We start from the raw sequence: 17,580 nt of genomic DNA on the forward strand, positions 1-17,580 counted from the left end.
CTGTTGGGACATGATCCACCTTCGTCGCCGAAGGAGTACTCGCTGGTCGTCGCTGCATCTTCCAGAACGCGAGGCGCCTGATCGTCGACACGTGCGACCACGGGGGGTGTCCCTATGGTCTTCGTCAAGCGGCGATCGGTGTGACGGGGCGGCCTGGTTGGTAGGTCGTGCCGTCGCGCAGCATGGCGTACAAGACGTCGCAGCGGCGACGCGCGAGGCAGATCAGGGCGGCGTTGTGGCGTTTACCTTCAGCTCGTTTGCGGTCGTAGTACGCGCGTGAGGCGGGGTCTTTGAGCGCTGCGAACGCGGCGAGGAAGAACGCTCGTTTGAGGTTCTTGTTGACCGACCTACTGGGATGCTCACCGCGGATCGAGGTGCCCGAGCGGCGCGTGACGGGCGCAAGCCCGGCGTAGGCCGCCAAGTGCCCTGGTGTGGCGAAAGAGGAGGCGTCGCCGACTTCGAGCAGGATGCGCGCACCGGTCCTGACACCCACGCCGGGCATGGACGTCAGGACCTGGGCAAGAGGGTGCGCATCGAGCATTTCCTCCACCTGCGTCGCTGCCTCCGCGCGCTGCGCGAGCAGGCGGGCGAGTTGATCGGCGAGTTTCGGTAGGACGAGGTCAGCAGCCCGCGTGCCCGGCACCGTGACTGTTTGCTCGTCCAAGGCAGTCATGATCGCGTCGACGAACGCTTCGTGCTTGCGGGGCGCGCGGGGCTTCGCGACCGCGAGCAGGCGTCGGCGTCCGGCGGTGCGCAAGCCACTGGGCCCACCGAAGCGGGACAGCAACTCAAGGACCGCCGGGTGGTGCAGGCTCCCGCCGATCGCGCGTTCCAGGGCGGGGTGGATCTGGGTCAGCAGGCCGTGGACGCGGTTGGTGACGCGAGTGGTTTCGGCAGCGAGGTCGTCGTCGAACCCGACGATCACTTCGAGGTCGGCCAGCGCGTCGTCACCGACGTCGACACGGCGTAGCGCGTGGGGCAGGGTGCGTGCGGCATCAGCGATGACGTACGCGTCGCGGGCGTCAGTTTTCGCGTTGCCGGGGTGTAGGTCGGCGATTCGGCGCATCGCAAGGCCGGGCAGGTAGGCGACCTGAATATTCATCGAACGGGCGACGGCCACGGGGCGCGCACCGATCGAGGCGGGCTGGTCGACGACGACGAGGACGTCACCGTGCACACTGAGGTCAGTGAGTAGGTCACGGATGCGTTGCTCGTCTTGCGGCAGCGTCTTGTCGTGCAGTCGTTTTCCTGCTGGATCGAGGGCGCAGGCGTGGTGGTGTTCTTTGCCGACGTCGAGGCCGAGGTAGACCGCGTAGGTGCGCTCGGGTAGCCCGTCCATCAGGGCCCTCCTTCGAGGAGGTGCACGGTGTTCAACCCGTGCTGGCCGCGTGGCGGGCGAGGGGTGCCGGCAGCCACGTTACGAAGAGACCTTCATGCTTGAGGCCGTGTCCCTATGACCGGTCATCCGACGCCACCAGCGCCCTGCCGGCTTCACCCCCCCCGGATCATGCGTGCGACAGGGGCAGTCAGTCATACCGGGCCTAGCGGCCAGCATCCCCATCATCGGGGACACGAAGAAGGTAACGGGGCGTCGAGCGTTGCCTCATCCTTGCCGGGGTCTGCCTCGCGCGGCGGGGGTCCGACGACCAGCGATCCGTGCTTGGCTGCCGGCCGCGAGAACTGGCTAACTCATAGAGCCAACTCTGTAGAGTTGTACGTGTAGGCTCAAGGATGTCAACTCGCCAGAGTTGACATCCTTGTAAACCCTGGGAGAGCATCATGCAACTCATTGAAATGCAGTCCATCGAGTCCGCGTCGACCGTCGAGGCGCTAAAGGGCCCCCCGAGCAAGACCTGTTTCTCGCTGATCAGTTCGTTTCTGATCGAGACCGAGTCGGATCACTGATTCGTAGCGCCCCGCCGCTCAGGCATCGGCTGCCGGAGCGGCGGGGCTCGCGTCGCGGGGTGGGGTATCATGTGGAACTACTGGGGCAGTTCCGAGGGGCTGCCGGCTTCGGGTTGGAAGATACATGTTTCGTTGCAACCGCAGGAGCTGATGAATGGGCTCGAAGCGGTCAAGATGGTTGCGCGAAACCATGGGACGCCGTGTAAGACTCTGAAATCCGTCGCTCACTTCTACGGGCAGAACGGTCAGCATGCTCCACGTCTTGGGGGGGGGGAAGTGTGCCGCGGTCTACCCGCGTGACCTTGAAACCTTCGATGCTATCGTCGATAACCTTCAAAGGGCGCTTTCCCCCTATGCGTCGGGCGCGCGAATTTTGACGGATTTCCGTCTTGGAAATTCCCCGATCCACTGTCGCTATGGAGCTTTTAGGTCCTTATTTCGAGTGGATCCCGGAACGTGGCGACTCGAGCCGTACATGACACGTCCGGATGGCGCTGAGATTCGTGATGTCCGAACCTTCGGTGGCGGTTTCGTCCCCAGCGGAGACCGGCCATCGTGGGTGCCCGGTCTGGAACCGTCGTACGACCTCCCCTACGCGGTAGAGGGGGCTATTCAGCATTCTCTCGCTGGGGGTGTTTATGTTGTGCGTTCCACGGACGGACAGCGCCTTGTTTTGAAGGAGGGGCGCCGCTGGGCTGGCTTTGATGATCTGGGGCGCGACGGCTACGAGCGCTTGCGTGCGGAAAGAGACGCGCTCAATGTGGTGGAGGGGTTAGGTATTTTTCCTCGCGTGGTCTCCTACCACGACTACCTGGATCATGCCTTCCTGGCCATGGAGTATGTTGAAGGTGAACTTCTCAACGACCTCATAGGGTGGGGGCTTGACGACTTCTGGAACGGAGCGGGGGCAACGTACGCCGACTGGGCAGATCAGGTGTGTGGCCAGGTCGCAAATTCCTTGAAGTTACTTGACTCTAGGGGTTTCTCCTATCTGGATGTCCATCCGAGAAACATCATCATCAGCCCCTCGGGCCTACGCTTCGTTGATGCGGGGTCTCTCTGTCCGATGAGTGCAGAGCCAAGCCTAACGCTGGGGATAGGCCTGGCTTCCGACTTTAGATCTTCTGAAGGGTGTCATCCGTCTACCTGGAGGGTTGTCTCGGTCGATCGCTTGCGCAGATTTTTGCTGGCGCCGGCGACCGCTCGATTCCCTCTGGGCCCTAACGTGGACGCCTACCTCAGGGAGTTATCGTGTACGCCCGAGGTGTCCTCCCGGCTCGATCGTTTCAAGATTGGATCGCCAGATAGTTCGGTAGAAGCTGACAAGCAGGGTCGGTCGGGTGGTTTGCTGATGATTGAGTCAGAGTTAAAGCGTGACCTTTCGGGCGTCGATTCGTTATCGCATGTCGGGTTGCGCTTGATTCACTCATGGTTGGCGTGCGATCCCTGGGAGCCGGTTGCTGGCACAGACTGTCACAGTCACGAGGCGGGCCCAGGTCTGGATGGAGGTTGGTCCTCTTTCCTGCTTGAGGCGCTGCTTGCCCGAAACGTGTGCAGCGTCAATCTGGCATTGCGCTCAATAGAGGAGTTTCTATCGCCGAATCGTCGCTTGGTGACCAATTTCGCGGAAGGCGTGACGGGAATTATCTTCTCCCTTAACTTGGTGCGCGATAGTATATCTGACGAAATTTCCCTTCGGACGGTTGATCGCTTGTTGTCGCGGTGTGCTTTTCTGCTAAGCGACAACTGGGTCGATCTGATCGAGGCTCAGGGTGAAGAGAAGATTGTCTGCTCTCTACTTCCGGCAATCCCACCGATCGTTGGCCGGCTCGAGGATGATGTTTTGGACGCCTGTACGCGCCACGTCTCGCGTCGCTTGACTATGTTGAATGTGAGTCAAGACTCACTCCCATCTATCGCTCAGGCAGATGCGCGCAGTCCTCATCTCGTCGAGGGAGCTGCTGGCCTCCTTCTTGCCGCCAAAGCTCTTGAGGTGGGCGGGCGCCGCGTGAGTCACGGTCTGGATATGTTCCGAAATCGTCTTTCTCGACCCGTTTACAGTCACAGTCTCGGGTGGCACGCCGGCTTGGCGGGTTTGCTGAGAACTCTCGATGCGTCGAGCGCGCAGGCGTGGCTCGCCGCCAACCGCGCGCAGCTGGGCCGCCGCTTGGATTTGGGAACGTCCTCCCCTGCGCATACGGCTCGCGGAGTATGGGGGGCTGAGCATGGGCTTGGCGCCCTCGACCTGTCGCTGAGAAGACTGTCGATCGATGTCTGCAAAAGTGTCCTCGGGGAAGCTGTTCTATGACGATTACCAAAGGTCGGTCTGCTTTTTCCCTGTGGTTCGCGGGCGAGACCGTGTCGCAGCTGGGCACGTCTTTGGCGATGCTTGGCTGGACGCTCCTCGCCTACTCCGTGACGCACGACGTCAGGGCCGCGGCGCTGGTGGGTGCATTGCGCACCGCCACTCAGATCGTCACCGTGCTACCGGGCGGGCTGATCTCGGATCGCCTTGACCGTCGCAGCCTGCTCCTCCTCGACGCCGGGGTAGAGGTGCTCCTCTACGGCGTGCTCGCTGCCTTCATCGTCACCGACGTGCTGAGTCTCGGGCTGCTCGCAGCGCTGGCCGTCATCCAAGGCGCGTGCAGTGGGGCACTGGGCTCGGTGCGCCACACCGTTCTGCCTGACCTCGTCGAGGAGGATGAATTAGGAGAGGCCGTCGCGCGCATGCAGACGAGGGACGCGGTGATCGCCACCCTCGGCCCGCCCCTCGGTGGTGTGCTCTACGGCATCGCGCCGGTAGTGCCGTTCATGTCCAACGTGGTGCTCTCGGCAATGGAGTGGGCATTCACGACGCGCTTGCCGCGCCGCCTCGGCACACTCGACCGCGAGCGGCCCACCGAGCCTCTGCATGCCGCGCTGTTCGCAGGGTTCGGGTGGCTGCGTCGTTCGCGCGCGGCCCAGACGCTCCTGCTACTCGGGCTCATCGGGAACTGCGCGGTCATCTCACTCGCCATCGGGCTCAACCTGCACCTGCAGGCAACGGGGCAGGGCGCCTGGCGTGTGGGTGTGGTGGACGGCGTCGCAGGAATTGGCCTCGTGCTCGGCGGAATGCTCGCCCAGCGGGTCATCGGCCGGTGGTCGGCTCGTGCGCTCATCACGGCCGCGATGCTCACGATGGCGGTGCTCGTCGCCGTCCTCGCCGTCGCGCACAGCTTTGCGTGGATGGTGGGCCTCACCCTCCTGCTCTTCGTGCCCGTACCCACCGTCGCGGTGGCGGGGCAGCCCTACCTGCTCGGTCTCATCCCCGACGAACTGCGTGGACGCGTGCTGACGGCGGCAGGCCTCGCCTCCCTCGTGTTCAGCGCGGGCGCACAGGCCTTGGCCGGTCTCGTGCTCGGCTCGGCCGGTTTCGCGGCGCTCGCCTGGGGCGTGGCCGTCCTGCTACTGCTCGCGGCCGCCGTGGGGGCGTTCTCGGCGGAGGTGCGCGCCATCCCGGGACCCGGTGCCGAGAGCGCGGAGTGATGACGGCGCGGCGTCACCACCCGGGCCAGCCTGCGGGCGTGACCCACAGGTGAGCGCCGACGATCTCCCGACCGACGCCGAGGGCATTGCGCAGCGAGGGTTGGTTGTCGGGGTGGATCGTGCCCCACAAGACGTCGCCGTCGGCGGCCGGCAGCATCTCGAAGAGGTGCTGCATCGCAGCGGGGGCGAGCTTTTGGCCGCGGTGCGGCGCGTCGATGACGTTCTCGGCGACGGTGAATCCCGTCATGCCATGGGCGTTCCAGCGAAAGGCGGCGATGATCCCGACGAGTCGGCCGGCGAGGTGGATGCCGAAGAGCGTTCCCGCCGCGGCGTGTTCGTCGAATTCCTCCGGGGTCTGGGGCGTGGACCACAGACGCGTCTCGGGGTTCTGTTCCGCCAGATCGTCGTGGACCCGCTCCGCGAGCCGCGACGCCGCCGATGCCGAGATGGGCGCGAGGGTCACGTCGTCGAACCTCGTGCTCCGAGGACGCTCTCGCAACTCGCGAATGAGACCGGCCACGAGGTAGGTGTCCACCTCTGTCTGAAACCCGAAGGCTTCAAGGGAAACGCGCGCCGAGTCCGGCGACGACGTGAAGACCTGGAGCCTCCCGGGCGCGAACGGGGCGTAGGCCCGCGCGATCTCGTCGGCCATGGCGTGCCAGTGATCGCCCGACGACGCGTCGCCGGCGTCGTGCGCCGCGATCTCCACGAACGGCTTGGTGAGGTCGCGACCTCGAAACCGGATCCCGGTGACGGCCCAGCCACCGCAGGGCAGGGTGAGGAGGCGATTGGCCCAGTCGACGGCACCGGGCACGTCGATGTCGGCGACGCCGTCGCGGTAGGCGGCACCGAACTCCTCGTCGCCGACCCACTCGGCACCTTCGGCGAGGTGGGACCGCATGTTCGTGGCCAGCGTCGGTTCGTCGTACCAGTCGCGCAATCGGGGGTGGACGTCGCGCAGGGCAGCGGTCGTGATGGCGTCGTGGAGGCCGACTGAGGATTCAGGTGAGGTGGTCATCGCCGTCAGTGTGACCCGTGAGGTCCGCCGCATGCATCCGAATTTCCAGGGACCACACCGGGCCTGCGCGCCAGGCGTTCACCAGGCTCATCGGGCGCGACATGGCGCTGTCGGCGGGCGGGACTAAGCTTGGCGGGTGCCGAATCGCGTGTATCTCGACCATGCTGCCACCTCGCCGATCCACCCCGAGGTGATCGACGCGATGGCGAAACAGATGGCAATCGTGGGCAATGCGTCCAGCCTGCACACCAGTGGCCGCAATGCGCGCGGCGTCGTCGAGGAGTCGCGCGAGCGGATCGCAGCGGCTCTGGGGGCGCGTCCGTCGGAGGTCATCTTCACCTCCGGCGGCACCGAGAGCGACAACATGGCCATCAAGGGCACCTACCGCGCGACGCGCCGCATCGATGACGCGCGGCGCCGGCTCGTCGTCAGTGGCATCGAGCACCACGCCGTCCTCGACGCCGTCGAGGCGCTCGTCGCGCACGAGGGTGCGGCCGTCACCTGGGTCGAACCCACGAGCGACGGTGTCATCACGGCAGCAGCCGTCCGTGCCGCGATCGAGGCTGACGGTGGGCCGCGGACCGTCGCGCTCGTCAGCGTCATGTGGGCGAACAACGAGGTCGGCACCGTGCAGCCCATCGCCGAGATCGGTGCCGTCTGCGCGGAGTTCGCGATCCCGTTCCACACCGACGCGGTGCAGGCGATCGGCCACGTCGACGTCGACTTCGCCGCATCGAACACGACGATGCTCGCGCTCACCGGCCACAAGCTCGGCGGGCCGCAAGGCGTCGGAGCGCTGCTGCTCGCCCGCGACGCGAAGCTCGACCCGCTGACCCACGGCGGCGGCCAGGAGCGTCAGGTGCGCAGCGGAACGCTCGACGTCGCCGGCATCCGGGGCTTGGCCGTCGCCGTCGAACTCGCCTGTGCCGCACGCGAAGATGAGGCCGTGCGTCTCGTCGGCCTGCGTGACGCCCTCATCGACGGCGCCCTCGCGCTCGACCTCGGTATCGAGATCAGCGGCGCCTGGACGCGCGGCGACAGCACGTCACGGCTCCCCGGCAACGCCCACCTGCGTGTTCCCGGTTGTGACGGCGACTCGATGCTCTACCTGCTCGACGCCGCGGGCGTCGAGTGCTCGACGGGCTCGGCGTGCCAGGCCGGCGTGCCGCGTCCCAGCCACGTCCTGCTCGCCATGGGCATCCCCGAGGAACGAGCGCGCGGCGCATTGCGCCTCACCCTCGGGCATACCTCGACGCAGGCCGACGTTGACGCCTTCCTGGAGGCGCTGCCGGCCGTCGCCGAACGCGCCCGCAGAGCCCAGGAAGCTACCAGGAAGGTGTCGTGATGCGCGTCGTCGCCGCGATGAGCGGTGGAGTCGATTCCGCCGTGGCCGCCTCGCGCATGCTCGAGGCGGGCCACGACGTCGTCGGGGTCCACCTCGCGTTGTCCCAGTCCGCTGCCACGCTGCGCGAGAGCGCTCGCGGCTGCTGCACGATCGAGGACGCCGGTGACGCGCGCCGCGTCGCTGATCGCCTCGGCATCCCGTTCTACGTGTGGGACATGGCCGAGCGGTTCAAGGCCGATGTCGTCGAGGATTTCGTCGCCGAGTACGAAGCCGGACGTACCCCCAACCCGTGTCTGCGCTGCAACGAGAAGATCAAGTTCGCGGCGCTGCTCGACAAGGCGCTCGCGCTCGGTTTCGACGCCGTCGCGACCGGTCACTATGCGCAGATCGTCGAGGGCCCGAACGGCAAGGAGCTGCATCGGGCCGTCGACATGGCGAAGGACCAGTCGTACGTCCTCGGGGTGCTCGACGCCGAGCAGCTCGCGCACTCGTTCTTCCCGCTCGGCGACACGACGAAGCCGCAGATTCGTGAGGAGGCCGCGGCCAAGGGCTTCTACGTGGCGAACAAGCCCGACAGCCACGACATCTGCTTCATCGCCGACGGCGACACCAAGGCGTGGCTGACGAAGCGGCTCGGTGAGAAGCCCGGCGACATCGTCGACACCGACGGTGAGGTCGTCGGCCGGCACGAGGGCGCGTACGCGTACACCGTCGGTCAGCGTCGCGGGCTCGGACTCAAGGTGCCGCGCGACGACCACGCGAAGCGGTACGTCGTCGACGTCCAGCCGAAGACGAACACCGTCGTCGTCGGAACGGCCGATCTGCTCGGCGTCGACGTCATCGAAGGCTCGCACGCCCGCTGGCCCGGCCCGCCGCCCGTCGGTGAGGTGCGGCTCGGCGCGCAGCTTCGGGCGCACGGCGAGGAGTTTCCTGCGACCGTGACCGCTGACGATGACCGCGTCGTCGTGCGGCTCGACGCGCGCACACGCGGCGTGGCGCCGGGGCAGTCGGTCGTGCTGTACGAGGGCACGCGCGTCGTCGGGTCGGCGACGATCACCGCTACGTCACGTGCGCCGCGTCAGTCGAGTTCTGTTGTTACGGTGGGAGATTCGACGACAAGCTCTGACGGTTCCCCGAGCGTCGGGGGCGAGTGAGTAGGCCGTGGCAGATCTTCTCGGGCCTCGCACGAGCGGCGTCGGTTCGCTGCCCGACGTCGGGTCGCGCGACGCCGTGCGGCAGGTGCGCGACCTGCTCGTCGGGGATGTTCCCGACGGCTTCGGCATCCCGTACGTTCCCGAGCAACCGGCGCGTGGGCCGGGCGCCGACATGATCGGCCGAGCTGCCGACCTGCTCGTCGAGATGCCGGTCGACCTGCAGCCTAGTGGCTGGCGCCTCACGCCCCCGGGCTCGGCTCGCGGGCGCGACCTGCGCCGCGCTCAAGGGTTCTTGCAACAGGATCTCGACGAGGTCGCCGAGGCCTACGACGGCTATGTCGGACCGCTCAAGACGCAGGTGTGCGGTCCGTGGACGCTGGCCGCGTCGCTGTGGTTGCCCCGCGGGGAACGCGTCGTCAGCGACGCCGGGGCGTCGCGAGATCTGGCACAGTCGCTGGCCGCGGGCGCCGTCGGCCACGTCGAGCACCTGCGACGTCTCGTGCCCGGCGCCGACGTCGTCGTCCAGCTCGACGAACCGAGCCTGCCCGCCGTGCTCGCCGGCTCGATTCGCTCGCTGTCCGGCATGCGCCGGCTGCATCCCGTCGACGAGGGGCGGGCCGGTGAGGTTCTGCGCGACGTCGTCGACGCGGTCAGGGCGAGCGGGGCGAGCGTGACGGCGCACTGCTGCGCGCCCGACGCGCCGATCGCGCTCCTGCGTCGCGCGGGCCTCGACGGTGTCGCGCTCGACACGTCGCTCGTCGCCGAGCCCCAGTTCGACGCCCTGGGTGAGGCGATCGACGGCGGGATGACGCTGTGGGCCGGGCTCGTGCCAACCACGTCGACCGAGCGTCACCCGCGCGCCCACGTCGAACGGTTCCTCGCGATGTGGAACCGCATCGGATTCGGGGCTGCGGAGTTCGACCGCCTCGTCGTCACCCCCGCGTGTGGTCTGGCGACGCTGCCGCCCAAGGACGCCCTTCGCATTCAGCGCCTCGCGATCGAAGCGGCCACGATGCTGCGAGAAAGCGTCGGCTGACGTCGTCGACGCATCTGGTGCCATAGCTCGTCCTGCCGACGAGAGCGTCGAACCTGACGCAAGCAGCACACCGGCCTCGCGTGGCCTCAGCCGCGGAATTCCGGGGTTGTCGTGCCGGTGGTGCAGGATGGAGCACGTGAGCGAGACGACGCCCAGGAAGGGCCGCCAGGCGAAGGCGGACACGCTGCGCACCGACGTACCCGACGCGGTGCGCCACCGCGCTGCGGAACTGACCGAGCAGATCGACGGCCACCAGTTCGCGTACTACGTGAAGGATGCGCCCACGATCAGCGATGGCGAGTACGACGAGTTGTTGCGCGAACTGCAGGGCGTCGAGGAGAGCTACCCCGAGCTGCGTTCGCCGGAGTCGCCGACGCAGCGAGTGGGGGGCACGTACTCGACGGAGTTCACGGCCGTCGACCACGTCGAGCGCATGCTGAGCCTCGACAACGCGTTCAGCCCGGAGGAACTCGCGGAATGGGGCGACCGCGTCGTGCGCGAGGCCAACACGAGCTTCCACTACCTGTGCGAGCTGAAGATCGACGGGCTCGCCATCAACCTGCTCTACGAGAACGGCAAGCTCGTGCGCGGCGTGACGCGCGGCGACGGGCGCACGGGCGAGGACGTCACGCTCAACGTCCGCACGATCCAGGGCATCCCGCTCGAACTGCACGGCGACGACCTACCTCAGCTCGTCGAGATCCGCGGTGAGGTGTTCTTCCCGGTCAAGGAGTTCGAGGCGCTCAACGCCTCACTCGTCGAAGAAGGCAAGTCGCCGTTCGCCAACCCGCGCAACGCGGCGGCGGGCTCGCTGCGACAGAAGGACCCGGCGAAGACGGCCAAGCGGCCGCTGCGGATGCTGGTCCACGGCATCGGTGCGCGCACCGGGTTCGACATCACCCGCCAGAGCGAGGCCTATGAACTGCTCGCCGACTGGGGGCTGCCGACGTCGCCCTACGCCAAGGTCCTCGACACGATGGACGAGGTGCAGAAGTTCGTCGCCCACTACGGGGAGCACCGGCACTCCGTCACGCACGAGATCGACGGTGTCGTCGTCAAGGTCGACGAGATCGCGGTGCAGCGCGCCCTCGGCGCGACGTCACGCGCGCCCCGCTGGGCCATCGCCTACAAGTACCCGCCCGAAGAGGTCAACACGAAGCTGCTCGACATCGAGGTCAACGTCGGACGCACCGGCCGCGTCACCCCGTTCGGCATGATGCAGCCCGTCAAGGTCGCCGGCTCGACGGTGTCGATGGCGACGCTGCACAACGCGTTCGAGGTCAAGCGCAAGGGCGTGCTGATCGGCGACACCGTGGTGCTGCGCAAGGCGGGCGACGTCATCCCAGAGATCGTCGGGCCCGTCGTCGAGGCGCGCACGGGCGACGAGCGGGAGTTCGTCATGCCGACGCACTGCCCGGCCTGCGGCACTGAGCTCGCCTACGAACGTGAGGGCAACAAGGACATCCGCTGCCCGAACGGCCGCACCTGTCCCTCCCAGTTGCGTGAACGCCTGTTCTCCCTCGCGAGCCGTGGCGCCTTCGACATCGAGGCCCTCGGCTGGGAGGGCGCCATCTCGCTGCTCGAATCGGGGGTGCTGACGGACGAATCCACCCTGTTCGACCTCACCTACGACGACCTCGCCCGGGTGCCCCTCTACACGCGCGTCGCGAAGAAGAGCGACCCGGAGGCCAAGGTGCGCGACGGACGTATCGTCTCGGCGACGGGGGAGAAACTGCTCGCCAACCTCGAAGTCGCCAAGACGCAACCGTTGTGGCGCGTCATCGTCGCCCTGTCGATCCGACACGTCGGCCCGACGGCGGCGCGCGCGCTCGCGACCCAGTTCGGTTCGATCGACGCAATCCGTGACGCCGACGAGGCGACGCTCGCCGCGACCGACGGCGTCGGCGCCGTCATCGCCCACTCGATCAAGGAGTGGTTCGCCGTCGACTGGCACGAGAACATCGTCGCCGGGTGGGCCGCGAGCGGCGTGCGCATGGAGGACGAACGAGACGAGTCGATCGAGCAGACCCTCGCCGGTCTGACGATCGTCGCGACCGGTTCGCTCGAGAACTTCACGCGTGACGGCGTCAAGGAGGCGATCATCGCGCGCGGCGGCAAGGCATCCGGCAGCGTGAGCAAGAAGACCGACTACGTCGTGCTCGGCGAGAACGCGGGGTCGAAGGCGACGAAGGCGGAGGAGCTGGGTCTGCGCATCCTCGACGAGGCCCAGTTCACGCGCCTGCTCGAGGGCGGCGCGGCCGCTCTCGGTGACGGAGTGGGCGACGACGAAGGCGCAGCGGGTGACGAAGTGTCCGAGCTTGCCGTCGACGACGCGCTCGCAGAAGCTCACGCTCCGGTCGATCCGGAGCCCGCCGCCACGGACGATGAAACCACGGACGGTGACACCGCACCGGCCGACACCACGACGAAGGAACCTGACGATGAGTGATGTGACGATCTACTGGCGGCCGGGTTGCCCGTTCTGCACCCGCCTCGAGCGCGCGCTGGGCGCCGACGGCACGCGCGCGACGTGGCGCAACATCTGGGAGGACGAGGAGGCTCGCGAGTTCGTCGCGATGGTCAACGACGGCAACGAGGTCGTGCCCACCGTCGTCATCGACGGCCGTCCCCACACCAACCCCGACCCGGCCCTGGTCAAGAAGGCGCTCGTGGGCTGAGTGCCCACCCGAGCACGCCGATCCACACACCACATAGGATGACGCCCATGTCTTCTCTCTCCCGCGATGAGGTGGCGCACGTCGCCGGCCTGGCCCGCATCCAGCTCTCGGACGATGAACTGGAGACGTTCGCCGGCCAGCTCGACTCGATCGTCGGCTTCGTGGCCAGCGTCAGCGAGGTTGCGGCCGATGACATCCCGCCGATGTCGCACCCGCTGCCCCTGACGAACGTGACGCGTGCTGACGAGGTGCGAGCGTCGTTGAGCGCCGAGGAGGCGCTCGCGATGGCCCCGGCGAGCGAGCAGCAGCGCTTCGCGGTGCCGCGCATCCTCAGCGAGGACTGATCCATGAGTGCTGACACGACCGACGAGACGAGCAAGGGTTCGACCGTGACCGACATCATCCGCCTCAGCGCCGCCGAGATGGCGAGCAAGCTCGCCGACGGCAGCCTCACCTCCGTCGAGCTGACGCAGGCCCACCTCGACCGCATCGCGGCGGTCGACGGTGACGTCCACGCCTTCCTCCACGTCAACGCCGAGGAGGCGCTCGCCACGGCCGCGCAGGTCGACGCCGACCGCGCCGTCGGCAAGACGCTGCACCCCCTCGCCGGCGTCCCCGTCGCCGTCAAGGACGTCGTGACGACGAAGGGCCAGCCGACGACGGCCGGTTCGAAGATGCTGGAGGGCTGGATCCCGCCGTACGACGCGACGATCGTCACGAAGCTGCGCGCTGCCGGCATGCCGATCCTCGGCAAGACGAACATGGACGAGTTCGCGATGGGTTCCTCGACCGAGCACAGCGCCTACGGTCCGACGCACAACCCGTGGGATCTCGAGCGCATCCCGGGCGGCTCCGGTGGCGGTTCGGCCGCCGCCGTCGCGGCTTTCGAGGCGCCCCTTGCGGTCGGCACCGACACGGGCGGCTCGATCCGTCAGCCCGCGTCCGTCACCGGCACCGTCGGCACGAAGCCGACGTACGGCGGCATCAGCCGTTACGGCCTCATCGCCATGGCGAGCTCGCTCGACCAGGCGGGCCCGTGCACCCGTTCCGTCCTCGACGCCGCGCTGCTGCATGACGTCATGGGCGGGCACGACGGGATGGACTCGACGTCGATCGACGCCCCCGTCCCGCCCGTCGTCGAGGCGGCGAAGCGGGGTGACGTCTCCGGCATGAAGATCGGCATCATCGAGCAGCTCGACGGCGAGGGCTACCAGAGCGGCGTCAAGGCGCGCTTCGACGAGGCAGTCGCGGCCCTCGTCGACGCCGGCGCCGAGGTCGTGACCGTCTCGTGCCCGAGCTTCGAGCAGGCGCTCGCCGCCTACTACCTCGTCATGCCGTCGGAGGTCAGCTCCAACCTCGCCAAGTTCGACGCCATGCGCTACGGCCTGCGCGTCTCGCCCGAGGGCGTCGAGGCTCCGTCGGCCGAGCAGGTCATGGCCGCCAGCCGTGACGCGGGCTTCGGCAGCGAGGTGAAACGACGCATCATCCTCGGTACCTATGCCCTCTCGAGCGGTTACTACGACGCCTACTACGGCCAGGCGCAGAAGGTGCGCACGCTCATCGCACGCGACTTCGCCAAGGCGTTCGAGACGGCCGACGTCCTCGTCAGTCCGACGTGCCCGACGACGGCGTTCAAGCTCGGCGAGAAGCTCGAGGACCCGATGGCGATGTACCTCAACGACGTCGCGACGATCCCCGCCAACCTCGCCGGTCTGCCCGGCATGTCGCTGCCCGCCGGTCTGTCGGACGACGGGCTTCCCGTCGGCTTCCAGATCCTCGCACCCGCGACGAAGGACGAGCGCATGTACGAGGTCGGGGCCGCGCTGGAGAAGGCACTCGAGAAGACCTGGGGCGGGCCGCTGCTCGCGAAGGCTCCGGCACTGAAGGAGAACAACTGATGGACGCCGTCCTCGACTACGACGAGGCCCTCGCGACGTACGACCCCGTCATGGGGTTCGAGGTGCACGTCGAGCTGAACACGAACACGAAGATGTTCTGCGGCTGCGCCACCGAGTTCGGCGCCGAGCCCAACACGCAGACGTGCCCCGTCTGCCTCGGTCTGCCGGGCGCGCTGCCTGTCGTGAACGCCAAGGGCGTCGAGTCGGCCATCCGCATCGGTCTCGCGCTCAACTGCGAGATCGCCGAGTGGTGCCGCTTCGCCCGGAAGAACTACTTCTACCCGGACATGCCGAAGAACTTCCAGACGTCGCAGTACGACGAGCCGATCGCGTTCGACGGCTACCTCGACGTGGAGCTCGAGGACGGCACCCCGTGGCGCGTCGAGATCGAGCGCGCGCACATGGAGGAGGACACGGGCAAGTCGCTGCACGTCGGTGGTGCGACCGGTCGCATCCAGGGCGCCGACCACTCGCTGCTCGACTACAACCGCGCGGGCATCCCGCTCATCGAGATCGTGACGAAGCCGCTCGTCGGAGCGGGGGAGCGCGCGCCCGAGATCGCGAAGGCGTACGTCGCCGCGATCCGTGAGCTGATGCGCGCCCTCGATGTCTCGGACGCCCGCATGGAGCAGGGATCGATGCGGTGCGACGCCAATGTCTCGCTCATGCGCAAGGGCGCCGACGCGTTCGGCACCCGCACGGAGACGAAGAACGTCAACTCGTTGCGTTCCGTCGAGCGCGCGGTGCGCTACGAGATCACGCGCCAGGCCGCCATCCTCGACGACGGTGGCTCCATCCTGCAGGAGACGCGCCACTGGCACGAGGACACGGGCGTCACGACCTCCGGGCGCCCGAAGTCGGACGCCGACGACTACCGCTACTTCCCCGAGCCCGACCTCGTCCCCGTCGCGCCGAGCCGCGAATGGGTCGAGGAGCTGCGCGCGACGCTGCCCGAACCGCCCGCGGAGCGCCGCAAGCGTCTGCAGGGCGAGTGGGGTTTCTCGGACCTCGAGATGCGCGACGTCTACAACGCCGGCGCCGTCGAGACGATCGAGGAGACGATCGCTGCCGGCGCGACGCCGGCCGGTGCCCGCAAGTGGTGGACGGGCGAGATCGCCCGCCTGGCGAACAAGGCCGGCCAGCCGTTCGTCGAGTTCGCCGCTGAGCGCAACGTGACGCCGGCGACGATCGCCGAGCTCGACGGACTCGTGACGTCGGGGCGCCTGAACGACTCGATGGCCCGTCAGACGCTCGAAGGCGTGCTCGTCGGCGAGGGCCAGCCGACCCAGGTGGCCGATGCCCGCGGCCTCGAACTCGTGCAGGACGATGGCGCGCTCGAGGCCGCGGTCGCCAAGGTCATCGACGCCAACCCAGACGTCGCGCAGAAGGTGCGTGACGGCAAGGTGCAGGCCGCCGGCGCGCTCATCGGCCAGGTGATGAAGGAGATGAAGGGCCAGGCCGACGCGGCCAAGGCCCGTACGATCATCCTGACCCAGCTCGGACAGGCCTGAGCGCGAGCGGGCATGTGACGGACGAAGGGACGCCCATGGATCGTCGAGGATTTCTGACGGTAGCCGGCGCCGCGCTGTTCGGCGCCACGGCGTGCTCATCGGGTGGCTCGGGCGGCTCGTCGTCGGACCACACCGCTTCAGTGCCCACGACGTCCGTGGCGCCGACCGCGAAGGCGTCGAAGGGCGGCGGCAGCGTGCCGGTGAAGCTGACGATCCCGTCGATTGATTTCGACCGCAAGCTCACGGGCATGGGTCTCACGGACGACGGCGAGATCTCGCCGCCCCCCGGCGTGACGCAGTGGTACAACGCCACCGTCAGCCCGGGCCAGAACGGCATCTCGGTCATCGCCGGGCACGTCACCTATGACGGCCCCGACGTGTTCGCCAACCTCGAGAAGGTTTTGGTCGGCGATCAGCTCAGCGTCGGGTTCGCCGATGGTTCGTCGAAGAAGTTCGTCGTGGTGCGGGAGAAGTCGGTCGACAAGCAGGCCCTACGCACCGATCAGAGCGTGTGGGGCTCCTCGAGCACACCCAGCCTCGTGCTCATCACGTGCGACGCCGAATCCAAGCTCGTCGGCCAGCACCACCTCAACAACTTCGTCGTGTGGACGAAACCCGTTTCCGGATGATTCACCTACATTACTGCGCAGTACCACTGACAATCCTCCCAGCCTGTGCTTAGCTGAATCACAGGCGGGGAGGGGTCAGCGTTCACCGCGATCCCTGCGGGGGCCGCGCAGAGCATGACGCACCGCCGAGTCCAACGGAAATCTCGAAAGGTGCCATCATGAAGAAGTTTGCTGGTCTCGCAGCGGTCGGCGTCGGCGCGCTCGCCTTCACAGGTGCAGGCGCATCGCAGGCGGCTGAGACGCACATCAGCGGTAACCTGCAGTACACGTCGATGACCTACTGGTGCGACAAGGGCAAGCCGAACTTCGCATTCGGCTACCGCACGCTGAACAAGACGGAGTCGCAGGTCACGTTCACGGCTTCGGGCTTCAAGCCGCTCGTGACGAAGAACGTCTCGCCCTACACGGCGAGCCGTACCGTCTACGCCGTCGGGGGTTACGCAGGCAAGCCGATCACGGTGACGGCACACGCTGCCTCGACCGGTTCCTCCTTCAGCGTCTCGGGTCGCGTTCCGTCGAGCTGTGCCGGCCTGCCCACTGTCCTTCCGTTCACGGACTGGTCCGCCGCAGGCAAGCCCACCGCGCAGCCGGTGCCGACGAAGCCGGCCCCGACGAAGCCGGCCCCGACGAAGCCGGCTCCGACCAAGCCCGCGCCGACGAAGCCGGCTCCGACCAAGCCCGCGCCGACGAAGCCGGCTCCCACCACGTCGGCCCCGACCACCACGGGTCAGGGCCCGAAGGTCGAGACGGACCGCGTCGTCACCAACCAGAACGGTACGACCGCTGCGGCTGCTGGCCTGGGCGCTCTCGCCCTCGCGGGTGGCGGGCTCGTCGTGGCGCGTCGCGCACGCCGCTGACGAGCGTCTCGCGATGCACGGTGA

14 protein-coding genes are annotated in these 17,580 nt (G+C 67.6%); 12 read left to right on the forward strand and 2 right to left on the reverse strand.

Translation table 11 applies throughout. From position 1 onward, the window contains the following. Nucleotides 1-124: 124 nt before the first annotated feature. Nucleotides 125-1,339: an IS110 family transposase gene (locus ABH936_RS08365; RefSeq protein ID WP_404603005.1), complete on the reverse strand. Its 1,215-nt coding sequence runs from the start codon at nucleotides 1,337-1,339 to the stop codon at nucleotides 125-127. 1,041 nt (nucleotides 1,340-2,380) lie between these two features. Between ABH936_RS08365 and ABH936_RS08370 the strand changes: the two genes are divergently transcribed. Both ABH936_RS08370 and ABH936_RS08375 read left to right on the forward strand, forming a co-directional pair. Then, nucleotides 2,381-4,213, forward strand: a complete 1,833-nt coding sequence (locus ABH936_RS08370; protein WP_404603006.1) for a hypothetical protein — start codon at nucleotides 2,381-2,383, stop codon at nucleotides 4,211-4,213. Further along, on the forward strand, nucleotides 4,210-5,430 hold the full coding sequence (locus ABH936_RS08375; protein WP_038567438.1) for an MFS transporter: 1,221 nt from the start codon (nucleotides 4,210-4,212) through the stop codon (nucleotides 5,428-5,430). The genes ABH936_RS08370 and ABH936_RS08375 overlap by 4 nt, the downstream gene beginning before the upstream one ends. A 13-nt stretch (nucleotides 5,431-5,443) precedes the next feature. On the opposite strand, the gene ABH936_RS08380 is transcribed toward ABH936_RS08375, so the two are convergent. Then, the gene (locus ABH936_RS08380; RefSeq protein WP_404603007.1) at nucleotides 5,444-6,244 is read right to left on the reverse strand and encodes a GNAT family N-acetyltransferase; all 801 of its coding nucleotides are present in this window, start codon (nucleotides 6,242-6,244) and stop codon (nucleotides 5,444-5,446) included. Between the two features lie 340 nt (nucleotides 6,245-6,584). Here ABH936_RS08380 and ABH936_RS08385 point away from each other — a divergent pair, with 340 nt between their 5' ends. From ABH936_RS08385 to ABH936_RS08430, 10 genes are all read left to right on the forward strand, one after another. Further along, nucleotides 6,585-7,793 (forward strand): cysteine desulfurase family protein, encoded by a 1,209-nt coding sequence (locus ABH936_RS08385; protein ID WP_404603008.1) that lies wholly within the window; start codon nucleotides 6,585-6,587, stop codon nucleotides 7,791-7,793. Further along, nucleotides 7,793-8,947: a tRNA 2-thiouridine(34) synthase MnmA gene (gene mnmA / locus ABH936_RS08390; protein WP_074046202.1), complete on the forward strand. Its 1,155-nt coding sequence runs from the start codon at nucleotides 7,793-7,795 to the stop codon at nucleotides 8,945-8,947. Before ABH936_RS08385 ends, mnmA begins: the two co-directional genes overlap by 1 nt. A gap of 7 nt (nucleotides 8,948-8,954) precedes the next feature. Further along, nucleotides 8,955-9,983: a methionine synthase gene (locus tag ABH936_RS08395; protein WP_313490039.1), complete on the forward strand. Its 1,029-nt coding sequence runs from the start codon at nucleotides 8,955-8,957 to the stop codon at nucleotides 9,981-9,983. Between the two features lie 127 nt (nucleotides 9,984-10,110). Further along, nucleotides 10,111-12,432 (forward strand): NAD-dependent DNA ligase LigA, encoded by a 2,322-nt coding sequence (gene ligA / locus ABH936_RS08400; protein WP_404603009.1) that lies wholly within the window; start codon nucleotides 10,111-10,113, stop codon nucleotides 12,430-12,432. Continuing rightward, a complete protein-coding gene (locus ABH936_RS08405) occupies nucleotides 12,425-12,661 on the forward strand; it encodes a glutaredoxin domain-containing protein (RefSeq protein ID WP_006945997.1) in 237 nt (78 codons plus the stop codon). Before ligA ends, ABH936_RS08405 begins: the two co-directional genes overlap by 8 nt. 47 nt (nucleotides 12,662-12,708) lie before the next feature. After that, on the forward strand, nucleotides 12,709-13,005 hold the full coding sequence (gatC, locus tag ABH936_RS08410; protein ID WP_006946031.1) for an Asp-tRNA(Asn)/Glu-tRNA(Gln) amidotransferase subunit GatC: 297 nt from the start codon (nucleotides 12,709-12,711) through the stop codon (nucleotides 13,003-13,005). 3 nt (nucleotides 13,006-13,008) lie between these two features. Further along, the gene (gene gatA / locus ABH936_RS08415) at nucleotides 13,009-14,559 is read left to right on the forward strand and encodes an Asp-tRNA(Asn)/Glu-tRNA(Gln) amidotransferase subunit GatA (protein WP_404603011.1); all 1,551 of its coding nucleotides are present in this window, start codon (nucleotides 13,009-13,011) and stop codon (nucleotides 14,557-14,559) included. Beyond that, a complete protein-coding gene (gatB, locus tag ABH936_RS08420) occupies nucleotides 14,559-16,070 on the forward strand; it encodes an Asp-tRNA(Asn)/Glu-tRNA(Gln) amidotransferase subunit GatB (protein ID WP_404603012.1) in 1,512 nt (503 codons plus the stop codon). Before gatA ends, gatB begins: the two co-directional genes overlap by 1 nt. A 35-nt stretch (nucleotides 16,071-16,105) precedes the next feature. After that, nucleotides 16,106-16,699 (forward strand): class F sortase, encoded by a 594-nt coding sequence (locus ABH936_RS08425; protein ID WP_313490045.1) that lies wholly within the window; start codon nucleotides 16,106-16,108, stop codon nucleotides 16,697-16,699. A gap of 158 nt (nucleotides 16,700-16,857) precedes the next feature. Beyond that, on the forward strand, nucleotides 16,858-17,556 hold the full coding sequence (locus ABH936_RS08430; RefSeq protein ID WP_404603013.1) for a hypothetical protein: 699 nt from the start codon (nucleotides 16,858-16,860) through the stop codon (nucleotides 17,554-17,556). Nucleotides 17,557-17,580: the final 24 nt, after the last annotated feature.

Origin of the sequence: Dermacoccus sp. GAS27A, assembly GCF_044909235.1 — a bacterium.
Taxonomy (GTDB): Bacteria; Actinomycetota; Actinomycetes; order Actinomycetales; family Dermatophilaceae; genus Dermacoccus; species Dermacoccus nishinomiyaensis.

Coding starts and splice junctions, on each gene's coding strand:
- ABH936_RS08365 (WP_404603005.1), bottom strand. CDS start 1,339: ATGGACGGGCTACCCGAGCGCACCTACGCGGTCTACCTCGGCCTCGAC.
- ABH936_RS08370 (WP_404603006.1), top strand. CDS start 2,381: ATGACACGTCCGGATGGCGCTGAGATTCGTGATGTCCGAACCTTCGGT.
- ABH936_RS08375 (WP_038567438.1), top strand. CDS start 4,210: ATGACGATTACCAAAGGTCGGTCTGCTTTTTCCCTGTGGTTCGCGGGC.
- mnmA (WP_074046202.1), top strand. CDS start 7,793: ATGCGCGTCGTCGCCGCGATGAGCGGTGGAGTCGATTCCGCCGTGGCC.
- ligA (WP_404603009.1), top strand. CDS start 10,111: ATGGAGCACGTGAGCGAGACGACGCCCAGGAAGGGCCGCCAGGCGAAG.
- ABH936_RS08405 (WP_006945997.1), top strand. CDS start 12,425: ATGAGTGATGTGACGATCTACTGGCGGCCGGGTTGCCCGTTCTGCACC.
- gatC (WP_006946031.1), top strand. CDS start 12,709: ATGTCTTCTCTCTCCCGCGATGAGGTGGCGCACGTCGCCGGCCTGGCC.
- gatA (WP_404603011.1), top strand. CDS start 13,009: ATGAGTGCTGACACGACCGACGAGACGAGCAAGGGTTCGACCGTGACC.
- gatB (WP_404603012.1), top strand. CDS start 14,559: ATGGACGCCGTCCTCGACTACGACGAGGCCCTCGCGACGTACGACCCC.
- ABH936_RS08425 (WP_313490045.1), top strand. CDS start 16,106: ATGGATCGTCGAGGATTTCTGACGGTAGCCGGCGCCGCGCTGTTCGGC.
- ABH936_RS08430 (WP_404603013.1), top strand. CDS start 16,858: ATGAAGAAGTTTGCTGGTCTCGCAGCGGTCGGCGTCGGCGCGCTCGCC.